This is a genomic window from uncultured Marixanthomonas sp., assembly GCF_963974425.1.
Classification (GTDB): domain Bacteria; phylum Bacteroidota; class Bacteroidia; order Flavobacteriales; family Flavobacteriaceae; genus Marixanthomonas.
This window is the reverse complement of sequence record NZ_CAXBCK010000017.1, coordinates 31,289-46,061: the sequence shown is the minus strand read 5'-3', so window position 1 is coordinate 46,061 and position 14,773 is coordinate 31,289. Positions and strand designations below refer to the sequence as shown.

General features: G+C 34.0%; 11 protein-coding genes. 4 read left to right on the top strand and 7 right to left on the bottom strand.

Translation table 11 applies throughout. From position 1 onward, the window contains the following. Nucleotides 1–113: 113 nt before the first annotated feature. From AACZ92_RS06630 to AACZ92_RS06620, 3 genes are all read right to left on the bottom strand, one after another. Nucleotides 114–1,751: an amidohydrolase family protein gene (locus tag AACZ92_RS06630; protein WP_339698716.1), complete on the bottom strand. Its 1,638-nt coding sequence runs from the start codon at nt 1,749–1,751 to the stop codon at nt 114–116. A gap of 117 nt (nt 1,752–1,868) precedes the next feature. Further along, nucleotides 1,869–3,590, bottom strand: coding sequence for a TonB-dependent receptor (locus tag AACZ92_RS06625; RefSeq protein WP_339698714.1), 1,722 nt, complete (start codon nt 3,588–3,590; stop codon nt 1,869–1,871). Between the two features lie 143 nt (nt 3,591–3,733). Continuing rightward, nucleotides 3,734–6,754: a tetratricopeptide repeat protein gene (locus AACZ92_RS06620; protein WP_339698711.1), complete on the bottom strand. Its 3,021-nt coding sequence runs from the start codon at nt 6,752–6,754 to the stop codon at nt 3,734–3,736. A 146-nt stretch (nt 6,755–6,900) separates the two neighbouring features. Here AACZ92_RS06620 and AACZ92_RS06615 point away from each other — a divergent pair, with 146 nt between their 5' ends. Beyond that, nucleotides 6,901–7,365: a hypothetical protein gene (locus tag AACZ92_RS06615; protein WP_339698708.1), complete on the top strand. Its 465-nt coding sequence runs from the start codon at nt 6,901–6,903 to the stop codon at nt 7,363–7,365. Nucleotides 7,366–7,460: 95 nt separating this feature from the next. Then, nucleotides 7,461–8,144: an ATP-binding cassette domain-containing protein gene (locus AACZ92_RS06610; RefSeq protein ID WP_339698705.1), complete on the top strand. Its 684-nt coding sequence runs from the start codon at nt 7,461–7,463 to the stop codon at nt 8,142–8,144. A 45-nt stretch (nt 8,145–8,189) separates the two neighbouring features. On the opposite strand, the gene AACZ92_RS06605 is transcribed toward AACZ92_RS06610, so the two are convergent. Continuing rightward, the gene (locus tag AACZ92_RS06605) at nt 8,190–9,815 is read right to left on the bottom strand and encodes a S8/S53 family peptidase (RefSeq protein ID WP_339698702.1); all 1,626 of its coding nucleotides are present in this window, start codon (nt 9,813–9,815) and stop codon (nt 8,190–8,192) included. 461 nt (nt 9,816–10,276) lie between these two features. Between AACZ92_RS06605 and AACZ92_RS06600 the strand changes: the two genes are divergently transcribed. Both AACZ92_RS06600 and AACZ92_RS06595 read left to right on the top strand, forming a co-directional pair. Continuing rightward, nucleotides 10,277–11,164, top strand: a complete 888-nt coding sequence (locus tag AACZ92_RS06600) for a glycosyltransferase family 2 protein (RefSeq protein WP_339698699.1) — start codon at nt 10,277–10,279, stop codon at nt 11,162–11,164. Continuing rightward, nucleotides 11,157–12,086 carry a glycosyltransferase family 2 protein gene (locus AACZ92_RS06595; protein WP_339698696.1) on the top strand — a complete coding sequence of 310 codons (930 nt, stop codon included), beginning with the start codon at nt 11,157–11,159 and terminating at the stop codon, nt 12,084–12,086. Before AACZ92_RS06600 ends, AACZ92_RS06595 begins: the two co-directional genes overlap by 8 nt. Here AACZ92_RS06595 and AACZ92_RS06590 read toward each other — a convergent pair. The 3 genes from AACZ92_RS06590 to AACZ92_RS06580 all read right to left on the bottom strand — a co-directional run bounded on the left by AACZ92_RS06590 (nt 12,079) and on the right by AACZ92_RS06580 (nt 14,747). After that, entirely contained in the window at nt 12,079–12,939 is an 861-nt protein-coding gene (locus tag AACZ92_RS06590) for a glycosyltransferase family 61 protein (RefSeq protein WP_339698693.1), read from the bottom strand. The genes AACZ92_RS06595 and AACZ92_RS06590 overlap by 8 nt on opposite strands. Before the next feature lie 310 nt (nt 12,940–13,249). Next, nucleotides 13,250–13,639: an FdtA/QdtA family cupin domain-containing protein gene (locus tag AACZ92_RS06585; protein WP_339698690.1), complete on the bottom strand. Its 390-nt coding sequence runs from the start codon at nt 13,637–13,639 to the stop codon at nt 13,250–13,252. Next, nucleotides 13,629–14,747 carry a glycosyltransferase gene (locus AACZ92_RS06580; RefSeq protein ID WP_339698688.1) on the bottom strand — a complete coding sequence of 373 codons (1,119 nt, stop codon included), beginning with the start codon at nt 14,745–14,747 and terminating at the stop codon, nt 13,629–13,631. The genes AACZ92_RS06585 and AACZ92_RS06580 overlap by 11 nt, the downstream gene beginning before the upstream one ends. Nucleotides 14,748–14,773 lie beyond the last annotated feature (26 nt).

Here is a 14,773-nt window from a genome sequence, read left to right as displayed (position 1 = left end):
AGTCTGCTAGAGTCAATAAAAACTTTTTACAATACTTCAGCATTTTCGCTATATTCTATACTCCATATTCTAAATTCTTTTAAACACCTGTAATATGTTCTAAGCCTTAAGACTTATTCTTCTTCTAAACTAAATTCTTTTTTACCATCTATAAATGTGGCTATTACTTTGGTATTAGGGATACTGTCTTCTTCAACTTTCATAATATCCCGGTCTAAGACAGTAAAATCAGCAAATTTACCTTCTTCAATACTACCTTTTTCATCTTCCTCAAAATTAGAATACGCTGCCCAAATGGTCATTCCTTTTAAGGCTTCTTCTCTAGACAAAGCATCTTTTTTCTGAAATCCATTTTCAGGGTAGTGTTCCAAATCTTTACGGGCTACAGCAGCATAAAAAGTATACATTGGATTTACTTTTTCAACAGGAAAATCTGTTCCCAACACAACAATCCCTGCGTTTTCCAGTAGCGTTTTATATGCGTATGCGCCTTTTATTCTTTCTGACCCTACTCTGTCTTCTGCCCAATACATATCGCTTGTAGCGTGTGTAGGTTGTACAGACGGAATTATATTTTTTGAAAATTTATCAAAGTCTTTTTCAGTTACAATTTGAGCGTGTTCTATTTTCCATCTAGTATCGTTTTTATCTTTTAAAGCCGTTTTATACGCTCTTAAAACTGAAATATTAGCCGAATCGCCAATCGCATGAGTATTCATTTGAAAGTCGGCTGCAGCAATTTTATCGGCAAGCGTTTGTAAACTATCGGCAGGTGTTATCATAGCACCAAAATGTCCCGGCATATCACTATATGAGTCTCGCATAGCTGCTCCTCGAGATCCTAAAGCTCCATCTGCATACACCTTTACCGACCGAACATTTAACCGCTCGGTTTTAATTTTTCCGTTGTTTAGGTAATAGTCTAAGTTCTTAGGTTTATTGCTCACCATAGCATATACACGCAATGCCATACTATCACGTTGCTGTAAACTATCTATTAATTCTATTACTTCTTTATCTAGCCCTGCGTCGTTAATAGTTGTCAATCCCATCTCTAAACAAATACGCTCAGCATCCAGTAAAGCCTGTTTATTATAACTTCTATTCTGCTTAGGGAAAGACTCTTCAACCAAACTCATAGGACTATCAACTAGAACTCCAGTAAGTTTTCCACTTTCTACACCAATGACACCTCCGTCCATTTTAGTTTCAGTTGTAATACCCGCCAATTCTAAAGCTTTACTATTTACAATCATTGCGTGACCATCTATTCTAGTAAGTGCGACAGGAGTTTCAGGAAAAAGAGAATCTAACTCTTTATTGGTTGGGAATTCTTTTTCTTCCCAATCGTTTTGATCCCAACCGCGACCGATAATGTAGTCTTTATTTTTTTCTTTCTGAAAAGTTATCACTCGCGCCAAAACCTCATCATAACTAGTAGTTTCGGTTAGATCTACATCTTGCAGATTCAATCCTAATCCATATAAGTGTGCGTGTCCATCAATTAAACCTGGAACAATTGTTTTTCCTTTGGCATCGTATGTTTCAGCAATGTTATATTTCAACTCTAATTCAGGTTTTATACCTATTTCTAATATTTTTCCGTCTTTAACTACAAACGCATTTTCGGTATCAAAATTTTCATTTACTGTATAAATAGTGGCATTTTTCACCAAAAGGTCTGCAGGTATTTTCTCCGGAGCACAAGCAATTAATAAACTTAAAAGAAAGAGTGGGAATAATTTTTTCATAATCTATTTTTAAAATATGTTGCAAAAATAAAGAAAGCAACTGTAAATGCAGCTGCTTTCTTTATTATGAAAATTTATATAGTTATAAACTCAGTTTTAAGGTTTAGTTTAGAAGAATTACCAATCAAACTTATAGGTAGCACCTACCAAAGCTTGAATTCCTTGTACCGGATAATTGAGCCATTTTTCGTAATTATCGCTCAACAAGTTACTTCCCTTCGCAAAAACATATAATCGTTCGTTGATATTATATCCTAAATGAATGTTTGCATCAAGATACCCATCTAACGTTCGTTCTTCTAAAATAATGGGTTCAAATGGTAATGAAATGTTTGAATACAAATCTTTACGCTCCCCTACGTAAAATAATGAGGCGCCTCCATATAACTGTTCGGTAATTTTGAAGTTTGAAAATAAGGATGCTTTTAATTCTGGGAGGTTCCAAGGCTCGGCCTCATTCGTTGTATCATAACTAAAATATTCTCCCGTTACTCCTAATGTAAATGCACTGTTAACATCTACTTTTAATTCTCCAAAAACGGACAAGATATTTACATCATCATATACTACATTAAAAGAGTTTCCGTACTCATATCCTTCTCCAGTGGTTGCTCCCGTTGAAAACTGGTTGGCTTTAAACAATGCTTTATTTTCATCTTTCCCGTAAGAAGCGCGCACGTTATAACCTAAAGAGTTAGATAACTTCCCTTTTAAACCAGCAAACCCTTCATACAACTGGCTCGTCGGTGCTATGAATAAAGTAGGCGACACATAGGGATTGATTTCCTTGAAGTCGTAATACGTGTTTTGTTTTAAATCGCCTTCTGCCCCGCCATAGACAATTAATAATTCATCAACTAGACGATACGAAGCGTTGATTCGTGGATACAAGAAGAAGTCGGTTTCACTGTTTTCAGTATCTAAACTTACATAAGCAGCTGCCCCTAAGGAAACCGATAAATCTTCATTTACATACACTAACGAAGGAATCACTCCTGCGTTTAAATAGCTATAATCAATTCCTTCGGAAGAGAGGTAGCCCTTATCAAAACTTCCCGTTAGATAATCCACATCTCCATCTACTTTCAAAGTTAAATCAGTTAATGGAAATGAAAACTCTGGTTGTGCATTAATATTGATTTCAGAAGAAGAAAACGCATCGCCAGTATATCGAATATTAGCTGTGGCTTTTTCAAAAAAAGAATCGTCTACCGAAATACTTCCACCTACATACCCGCTATAATATTGTTGCTGTGGATCGATTTCAGAACCAATTGTTTCGAAGTTTTGTGTATAAAAATCATTTAAACCATACCAATTAAACAGTTGATGCTCTACTCCAGCATCTAGCTTATAACTTGTATAACGCTGTCGGCTGCTGTAATTGGCATCTAACTTGGTGTCATAGTATTTGTTTTCCAATAAAACACCATCAATATCACCTTGTGAGGAATTATGTCGAAAATAAAAACCGGCGTTATCAGTACGGCTTATTTGAAAGTTACTGTACAGCTCACCCAAAATAGACGTGTAATTACCAAACCCTAAAGTTGCGTAATTGTCATACAACTTAATCGGTTTCGCTTTTTCAACCGTTTCCGCTTTTCCTTTAGCAGGTGTAAAAGTGGAAGCTACGGGAACAGAAAAAATCTCGTATTTCACCTCTTTTTTCTGTGTAGTAACCGAATCATTCAGCATTGGTGTTTCTTTCACCTTAAAAGCATCGGAAATTGTTGGCGTGTATGGTTTTACAATGTTTACCACTTCGGTATCTAAATCATCTTCTTGCTCTTCCCCGTCTTTATCTTGGGCTAACAAAGAAAGGTTAGAAAATAGCATGACTAAAACAAGGAAAAACATCCCCCTCAATCCCCCTTCAAAGGGGGAGTTTGTTCTTTGAAAGTTATTTAAAAATGAAACACTTTTTGTGTTACTAGAAGCTATTTGCATAGGTAGCAATTTTGTTTAATTGATTGATGTTATTAGTTTTCTTCGGCTTCTACCGAAGCGTTTGTTTTTGCCTCAGCATTTTTTATTTTGGATAGTTCTGCTTTCGCTTCGTCTACTATTTCCGTGAAATCACTGAAGTTTTTTATCAGGCTATCTAAAATATAAGTGGCTTGATACGCATCTTTTAAGTCGTAAAAATTCTTCGCCATTAGCAATAATCCTTTTGCACCGTATAATTTGTAGCCCGGATAATCTTTTGCCAATTGTTGTATGGATTCATTCGAAGCCTTCAAGCTTCCTTCTTTTCTTTTAAAATAGGCATCATAATACAACGCTTCAGCAGCCAATTCGCCCGTTGCTATCTTACCAACCTCAGCATATGCTTTTTTGGCTTTTGCTTCGTCATTGGTTTTCATCGCTGACCGTGCAATGATAATTTGCGCATCACTTTTAATACTGTTGTCGATTTTTGAATTCTGAAGCACTTTTTCAGCGTACCCAACCGCTTCAGCATATTGTTTTAACTCGTAACTAGCTTTCATGCTGTTAGTCTGTGCGAATATGATATTCTGTTGTGAATCGGCACTTATTTCCAAGCGCTTCAAATAACTGAGAGCTTTTTCGTAATTATTCTTTCCTAAATACAGCTCTGAAACTCGGGCCAAAGCTGGCTCTGTAAATTCATTCTGCTCTCTAGACACCACATATTCATAATGCGGAATGGCTTTCTCTTTTTCTGTTTCAGCAAAATATAACTGACCTAAATAAAAGTGTGCGTCTAACGCATTCTTTCCATTTGGAAATTCTTTTAAATACGCTTCAAAACGGCTAATCGCTTGACTGATTTTATTTTCCAAATACGGTTTTTCAGCAGCTTGGTAAGTAGCATCGTCCAATTCGCTATCTTCTACTGAAACGTAATCTAACGTATTCACCCAATTGGCATATTGATCTACTTGCCCTTGATCTATGTAAATAATTTTTGCTGAAGAAACAGCTTGCACAGCTTCAGGTGTCGAAGGATACTCACTGGCTACCTGCTTAAAAATAGCCAACGCTTCATTACTATTTCCTGTATTGTCCAAAATCAACGCTTTTTTCATTAAGGCCCTTGGTTTATAAATACTTTTCGGGATGTTTTGAACCAAGTTGTCGTAGGTTCTTAACGCTTCGTTGTTTTTATTTTGAGATACGTAGGTGTTTCCTAATTCATATAAAGCATCATCACGGTAAACCGATTTCACATACGTGCGTAAGAAGTTTTGTAACCCTTCAATTTTATCTTCGGTTCTATCCACAAAACCATAACTAATTGCTTTTTGAAACGCGGCATAATCTTCATCCGCAGCACCAACTTCAATGGCTTTGTTATAATTTTCCATCGCTGGCCAGTATTGGCTGGTCACAAAATAACTGTCTCCCAATCGTAAATACGCATCCTGTTTTCGAGCGCCGTTTGCAGATGAACTTTCCAAATATCCTTTAAAATTGGTTATGGCTTCGGAATAGTTTTTCAACTTGAATTGGTTATACGCTAAGTTGTACCGAGCATTGTCATATTCTGGTGTGGAAGCTGCTTCCGGTAGTTGTAGATATTGTTTATAACCAATTAATGCTTCGTCAAAATCGGACAATTGATAATCGCTTTCAGCTTTCCAGTAGGTAGCTCTTGCAGTATATTTTGCATCGCGAGGTTCTTGTAAGGACTTATTGAATAATGTTTTCGCTTCGGTATAATTCCCTTCATTATATAATTCTACACCACGGAAAAAAGCCACTTTTTGATACGCCAACTTATTTTCAAACGCTTTGTTGTTTTCCAACAGCTCCATTGCGGCTTTATAATTTTTTGATGTGATGTATGAATCGATCAACAAGTTTTGCAGGGCTTCGTTATTTTTATTGTCTGGATAAGCTTCAATAAACGACAGTAAAACCTGCGGTGCACTTTGGTAACTGTTTCCTATTTCGTAACTCAGTTTTGCATAATTTAAAAAAGCATCTTCTTTTATTTCTGCGGAAAAATTCATTTCCGAAGCATTTTTAAAGGCATTCAACGCTTGCTGTTTCTGGTCTAACTTTAAATAGCTTTCTGCTAAATGATAATAGGCATTTTGTGCTACGGAATTATTTCCGTTGATAATTTTATTGAATTCGTTAATCGCACTCTGGTAATCGCCTTGCTTGTAATATGCATAGCCCAGTTGGTAGTAATCGGTATTGTTCCACTTACCACGTTTGCCTTTATATTCTTTTAGATACGGAATCGCCTCAGCATATTGCCCTAAGTTGAAATAACTTTCGCCGATAATTTTAGAAAGCTCACTGCGTTCCTGCGGACTTGAAGTATCGTATTGTTCTTTTCCTAAATCGATCGCTTTTTGAAAATCTCCCAATTTAAAATTCATATCAGCTTGGTAGTAGGATAAGTCTTCTGAATAGCGTTCATCACCTTTAATTTCTTCAAACTGCTGATTTGCTTGTTCGTAATCGTCGCCTTCGTAAGCGATATATCCTAAATAATACTTCGCTTGAGAACCGTATTTTTGAGAATTTGAAACACGATTTAAATATTTTTTTGCTTCGCTATATCGCTTGTTTTTAAAATATGCATAGCCATTATTAAAATTGTATTTCTCTGTTTCCCCTCGGCTTAAACTACTTTCATCTACTTTATCATACCATTTGCGGGCGTGAGAGTATTTTCCGTTTTCAAAATAGTAGTTGGCTACGTTAATGTATGCATCGTTACGCTTAATGCTGGTGGGGTAGTCTTCCACAAATTCTTCCATTAACTGGTCAGCATCCTGCTGATTCAAACGCACAGCACAATTGGCAACGTAATACGCGCAATCCCCTTCAATGGTTTCTTCATCAGTAGCAGATTTAACTTTAGAAAACAACGTTTGAGCAGCCAAAAACTGGTTGTTGTTGTACAATTCAATCGCTTTGTTGTAATCCACTAAACCGTTAGTTAAAACAGCGGTTTGCTGTGAAAACGTTACGGTATAAATTAATAGAAAAGCGATAAAGGCGAGCAAGGTTTTGCGCATGGGCTTGAGGTTTTTGATAACAAAATTACATCATTCTCTTAATCTGTAACGAAACTTGCTTGTGATAATTATGTTTTTAAGAAACCTTTAGCACGCCCTAAAAAAAATTCAATTACTTTTAAGATTCATTTCAGAAACAATCCATAATGAAAAACACATGTATCTTATTGATTATAACCGCTACGGCACTCACTATGAACGCCCAACGCAATCCATTTAAAAACATGACCGAAAAAAATGGAAAGATTGGTATTGGCACCGAGCAACCAGATGAGTTGTTAACCGTAAAAGGTAAAATACACACCCAAGAGGTTTTGGTCGACTTACAAGGCGCCGTTGCCCCCGATTATGTGTTTGAATATTTTTTTAATGGCACTTCGGAAATGATGCCAACCTACAAACTTCTTGCCTTACCCGAACTGGAAGCTTATTTAAAAAAGCATAACCATTTACCAGAAATCCCTTCTGCTGAAACAATGGAAAATGAAGGAATGTCGTTGAAAGAAATGAACTTGTTATTATTGAAAAAGGTTGAAGAGCTTACTATTTATACGCTTCAGCAACAAAAGGAGATTGAAAAACTAAAAGAAAAGGTAAACAAGCAGCAATAATTCTTTGTATTAAATATTAATTACATAGCTATTGTACTTTATACTATTTCAAATTACATTTGAAGTTTTAACTTAAATAAAAATCATACTCTATTATGTCGCAACCGGTTTTAGAATTAAAAGATGCCGCCATTTACCAACGAGAAAACCTCATTTTATCTGATGTTTCCGTACGGGTTGAAAAAGGTGAATTTGTCTACTTAATAGGAAAAACTGGAACTGGAAAGAGTAGTTTTATGAAAACACTCTACGGCGATCTACCCCTACAAGAAGGAAAAGGCGAAATTGTAGGTTACGATTTACCTACTTTAAAAGAAAAAGATATTCCATTTTTACGAAGAAAACTAGGTGTTGTGTTTCAGGATTTTAAATTACTAAACGACCGTACCGTAAAAAAGAACTTGCACTTTGTTTTAACTGCAACCGGCTGGAAAGACAAAAAGAAAATGGATGCCAAAATTGACGAGGTCTTAGGAAAAGTAGATATGAAAACCAAAGCGTTTAAATATCCCTATCAACTTTCTGGGGGCGAACAACAACGTGTAGCTATCGCTAGAGCCTTATTAAATGACCCAGAATTAATTTTGGCAGATGAGCCAACCGGAAATTTAGATCCACAAACTAGTGTGGAAGTCATGCAAGTATTGCAAGAAATCAATAAAAATGGCAACACTATTTTAATGGCCACACACGATTATGCTTTGCTTTTAAAATATCCTTCCAAAACCTTGAAATGTGACGAAAATCAAATTTTTGAGGTGGTGCAGAAAACGGTTTAATTAGATGCTAGATGCTAGATGCTAGATGCTAGATGCTAGATAAAGTTAATTTTTAATATTTGGATCACGTAATTTCAATTCACATTCTTTTTCTAGCCTTGGATTAATTTTAAGATGAATACCTCCGTTCTTACCTGGCTTTAATATTGTATTTTCAGACAAAATAATTTGATTTTTTGATGTCAAGTCAAGTGTAGAAGCATCTGTAAATTGTTGATTTTTCAAAACTGTTTTTTCTGAATAGGTAGTCAGTTTAAAATCCCACCGCGAGAAGTTTTGATTATCGATCGTTACTGTTTCAGTATCAGCAACCATTTGATATACCATTTCTACCGCATCCCCGGTTTGTAAGGCACCCGCTCCATAATTTCCTTTATATTTTATATTATCACCAATAGCATCTATATTCCAAGCGGTGAGTTTTAAAATACTTTCTACTTCATCCGTAGGCAAACATGGATATAAGGAATACATAAGGCCAATAGTTCCCGTAACCAAGGGAGCGGTGGGAGAACTTGCTTCCCAAATGTATTCAATTTTATTATTAATTATCAAACTAGAGGTACGCAATTGTCCACTGGACGGGGCTACTAAATCTACCTTTGGATTGAGCGTAGTCATACCGACAGCGTAATTATAAGCCCCTTTTAAATCTTCCTTGTTTTTAAAACCCAGCGTTCTACTTAAATGCCCCCTAATATTTTCGCCATAATAATTGCCTGTTTCACTTAATAGGATGTTGTCTTCCACATTTTCATGTTTGTAACTTACAGAAGTCACTGAAATTACATGATCATAAGAAGCAGGGTAATACAGTTTATCTCCTTTGGCCTTGGACCAGTCTGTATTTCCTGCTGCTGCAACAAGGATGGTTCCGTTTTGGTACATCTCGTTTATAGCATCTTGGGCGGTTTGGTAATATCTAGAACTTACCCAGCTACAGTTTATCACTTTTACACCAGCCCTAGAAAGCTCTAACAGTTGATCAAAATTTTTAAAATGTCCATAATCTGTTGCATATATAGAGCAATCATAACACACACCAGGTATTCCAAAACTATTGTCCCCTTGTGCTGCTGCAACCCCCGAAATACCATTGCCATGACTACTGGCTAAGGGAGATTCCCTAAACACTTTTGTTTTTCCTTTAAACTCTGCGTTAGTTGTATCTACGGCAGCATCAGAAATGCCGATTATCATTTCTTTAGAACCGGTTGTGTAGTACCAAGCCTTAGGCATTTTAAGAAAATCGAAATAATCTAAGTTTGCTTGCGGTCCTTTATTGGCTCCTATTGTACTGGTTAATCCGTAATCGTTAGGTTCGAATATTTTTTTATCTTCAGAAGCAATCAATTCGCCAGAATCGAAAAGATGGGGAGCCTTTTGGAGTAAATCCTCAAGAATATATTCGGTATCTGCAATTACGAAAAAGGTTTTTTTTAAGTTTTCTTTTTTCGCTTTTTTAAAGGTTTTTTTAAACTCGTAGATTTTATATTTCTGCAGTATGTTTTTAAGTTTTGTATCGTCTCCTGAATAAATCAAATAATCATCTACTTCCGAAAATTCTGGATTGAAAAGTGAGTCATTTGCCCGAAGATAAATCCAAGATTTTTCCTGTGAGAAAGAAGAAAGTGTCACAAAACAAATTAAAACAAAAAAGCTATACTTCATATTTATCTTTCTTTTTTAAAACATGTGGGGTTTCAGTAATTACTTTTTAAAACACTTCTAGTAAACTCATTCGAAAAAATGCATTAGTTTGAAAAATTACATCTTCACTAGTTAAAGGCAACTTTGAACAATTATATTGATCCATCTGTACCACTACATATTTATACTTACATAAACTTTACTTTAAATACAAATTTCCTTTTTTAGAAAAACATTCCTTATTTGTAAGGCGATTTTTTTAGGTAATAAGTTATCTTTATAAAAATAGCTTATCGCTTCTTTACTTTTTTCAGAATTGGAAATAAGCTGGAATTTATCTTCTTTGATACGGTTATAGATTATATTTGCGATGTCCTGTCCTTTCATATTCAAAAACAAAACTTAGAAGTTTAAATTACCATAAAATGATTAAAAAGGCGCTTTTAAAATCTTAAAATTATACTTTTCTTCTGAAAGAAACGATGATTTCAATACTCATTCCCACATATAATTACAACATTGTAAAGTTGGTCACCAACTTACAAAAGCAATGTGCCGAGCAATCAATCGATTATGAAATCATTGTTTTGGATGATTCTTCCTCAAATAAAAAACTTAAAATCCATAATCATTCTATAAACAGTTTTGATAGGTGCAAGTATATTGAAAGCGATAAAAATAGGGGCCGAACCGCCTCAAGAGATTTTTTAGCAAGAGAAGCTATGTATGACTGGCTGTTATTTTTAGATGCTGATGTGATGCCAAAATATAAAAATTTCATACATCGCTTTGTTGAAAATCTAAATAAAGCTCAACTTATTTTTGGAGGAATAGCTTATACTGAGACAAAACCCAGTGTAGAACTTATGCTACGTTGGAAATATGGACATTCAAGAGAATCCTTAACCTTAAAGGAGCGAAATAAGGAACCGTATTTAACAATTATATCAGGCTGTTTTTTTATAAAGAAAGATATTTTTATTTCAATAAATCAACACCTTACTATTAATAAATATGGTCTTGATAATGTATTCAAACAACTTTTAGAAGAAAAGAAAGTTTCTATATTACACATAGATAACCCTGTCTATCATTTAGGATTAGAAAAAAATGAACTTTATATTTCAAAAGCGCTTAGGGCTGTGGAAACCACTGTTTTTTTAGAGAATAAAAACTTAATTAAACTAGAAAGACCATTGCAAAAAACGTATTTAAAATTAAAGCAATACAGAATACATCTACTAATTTATTGGATTCTTAATATATTTGAAAAGCAAATTTTTAAAAATTTAAAATCAAAAACCCCATCTTTATTTTTATTCGATTTGTACCGTCTTACCTACTACATAAAATTGAAAAAAGATGCCTAAGTTTTCAGTCGTAATATCGGTTTTCAACAAAGAAAAGTATATAGCTAATACAATACAGAGTGTTTTGAACCAGACACTTCAGGAGTTTGAGATTGTAATTTTGAATGATGGTTCTACTGATAATAGTGAAGCAGAAATCTTACAATTTAAGGATTCTCGTATCCGGTATTTCTCAGAAGCAAACCAAGGAGCTGGAGCCGCACGCAACTTTGTAATTGAAAAGGCAAAGTATAATTATATTGCATTATTAGATGCGGATGATTTGTGGCTTCCTTTTTATTTGGAAGAACAAGAGAGGTTAATAGAAAAGTACCCAAAGCAAAGCGTGTTTGCAACAGCAAGCGCAATAAAAAAAAGAGATGAGATATTTCATAGGAGCTATTCTATAAATTTTGAAAATCAAAAAGATGGAGCTTTTGATTATTTTGAAGCAAGTTTTAAAGACTCCATTTTGCAAAGTTCTACCACAGTTTTAAAAAAAGAAATTTTTGATATTGTAGGTTATTACGATCCCAATATTAAAAGTGGCCAAGATACAGATCTCTACATCCGTATTGGCGTAAAGTTCAAAGTGATTTTCAGTTCAAAAATTTGTGTTTATTACAAATACATAGAGAATAGTCTCTTCCGGTCATCTAAGAAAATTACTGACAAATTAAATCTAGATTCTTATACAGCTTTGGAGAAAAACAATAAAGCCTTAAAAAAATTTATAGATTTAAACCGATACTCTTTATGCATTTTTGCAAAAAGAATAGGTGATAAAAATGCTTTTCAAGATAATTTAAAAAAGATTGATCAGAGCAGCCTTTCTAAATTACAACGGTTTATTTTAAAACAGAATCCTAAAACAATTGAAATACTGTTAAAGCTACAATCGGTTATGGCAAAAAATGGATTTTCTATTGGTACTTTTAAATAGATGCCTCAAATATTTTTTTAAACGTAGCAATCATTGTATTACCTATAACCATATCCTCTTTTTTATTTTGGGTTTTATGTTTAAAAAGATGATGCTCAATCTCTAAAGCTCCAGTTATTTGCACAAAATAATAGGCATCTCGAATACTTCTTTCCTCTGGAAAAATTTCTATCAAAATAGGATCATGGGCGTATATAATGTTTGTAATACCTGCTCCGTGAGACGAAATTATTTTTTTTGCACCTACAAAAAGTACTACCTGCTCTTCAAAGGAAAGCTCTTCTAGTACAACCTGTTCAAAATTCAAGTAAGAAAGACTCTCAATTAGCTTCTCTTCATTCAAAATACGTCTCGAAATGGCATTTTTTCTTGAAATAATAAAGTTTTTGGGTAGCCTTTCAAATTTAAGTTTAGCCGCATTCACTCTTTTATGAGCAAGCTCATTGAGTCTTTTTATAACGCTTGGCATATAAACATTCGTCATTCGAGTATTTACATTCCGAATATGGGGAAATGAAACAACCAAAGCTTTCTTTACTTCAAGTTTCTCTCCAAGGGTTTTTGTAATAATATTTGTTTCAGGCACATTAAAAAGAAATTTAAGTGATTTTTTCACAAAAGGTAGTGCCCCATCTTTTATAAGTATATTATAATCTCTAAAAAAAGGTTCTTCATGTATTAATAATACCCTAGTAAGAGATTCTAAGGTCCAGTGAAAGTAATTATTATCTAATTTATTTAATAAAGACACTACATTTGCTCCCTTTTTCTTGGGTAAAAAACCTTTTAAGAAAACTAAGTGATTACTGTTTAACCTATTTAAATATTCTGTTTGAAAAATAGTACTTTCCAAAATAACCCTATTTTTAGAGTCGAGTAAAATACCCTTACTTATAATAGTTGCATTGGGTATTTCTGCAAAAAAAAGGCCGTCACTTTTAAGGTTTTTAAAATTTTTCCAATAAGCACTTCCGTTAAAAAAATAATTCGAAAGATTTACAGAAATAGGTTTTGAAATTTCCTTCACATAACATTCTGGATATTTTTTGCTTCTAAAATCCTTTATTTTTAAAAGTGGGTAAAAAATCCAGCTCGCTATGCCATTAATCCATATAAATAATTTAATCCTTTTGTAAAAATTGCTCATTTAATAAGTCAATTTTTTATTTTATAAAATCTTCATACTTTCTAATATAATCCGTTTCATCAAATTCTCCAGAAGATAAAACAACACATACAGATCCTGAAGAAAAATTTTCAAGTTCGCGCCATGTGTTTGTTGCAATCAATAGCCCTTTATCGGGTTTATTTAGCGTTACTTTTTGTTTTTCGTTTCCATCATCAAGAACAACATCAAAGCTACCACTTACAGCAATTAAAAATTCTAATTGTTCTTTATGCGCATGACCGCCTCTACTGGAACCGCTAGGGACATCGTATAGGTAATATACTCGTTTTACGGGATATGGCAAGACGTCTTTCTCTATTACCGAAAGGTTTCCTCTTCCTTCTTTATCTACTATCTTAGGTATGTTAATTATTCTACTTTTCAAGTTTATGTTTTTTTGAGTTCAATAAATTGGTCCATTGTGCAGCAATAGTCTCCATTTTTAAATGCGAAACACTTTTTTTGGCATTTAGCTTACAGGTTTTGTAAAGCTCACCATTAAAAGCTAAGTTGTTCATCGCTTCCGCTAGTGCTTTTTCGGAAAAATTTTCGACCAACAATCCATTTTTTCTATGAATAATAATTTCATCCGGACCACTTTCGCAAGCTACCGAAAGGACAGGCGTTCCTAAAGAAAGGGATTCAATCAAGACCATTGGGAACCCTTCGTAACGACTTGTTAGGGTTAAATATAGTGCATTTTTTAAATAAGGCACAATTTCTGGTGTAAAGGGATAGATATCTACTGTATTAGATAGTTTTAAATCTTTTACTTTTTGTTTAACAAACTCAGTATCAGATCCATCACCAACAATTTTTAAATAAATTCCATTTTTAACAAGGTTAGAAGCCTTATAAGCTGCTAAAAGTAGCGTGAAATTTTTAACTTTTTCTTCAATACGTCCAAGATATAGAATGTATTTTTCTGAAAAAGGATTTTCTTTTTCCGTTTCAGTAAAAGGTTCAGAAGGATTATATATAGTAATTGCCTTATTTGTGGCATACTCTTCATTTATTTTTCTAGTAATTGCTTTTGAAACTCCTACAATGGCTACTGCTTTATCCACCATTTTTTTTCCAATCCAAAATCGTTTTGTAAAATACTGGGGGGTATTAAAACTATGAGCTAAATAAATTATATGCTGCTTTTTATATAAATAATGAAGGTAAAATAATTCTTTTATCGCTGAGCCTCTACTGCGAGTATCAATTATAAAATCAAAATCTTCTTCTTTAAAAAAACGCTTTAGTTTTTTAAATCTTGACAATCGTTTTGAGAGCGTATCATTGTCTGTTTTGAAAGTTCCTAAGTTAAACAAGTTTCCTGCGTAAGAATAATCCACTTTGTTGTTTAATATAACGATGAAAACGTTGAAACCACTTTTTGTGAGCATTCTGGACAGCAAGGCTGTAGATCGCTCTTTTCCTCCTTTACCCAGTGAAATTGCAACCAAACAGACTTTAAATTGTTTTGACGGTTGTTTACTGGCCATAAATAATTGTACTTTTGAAAGGTTGT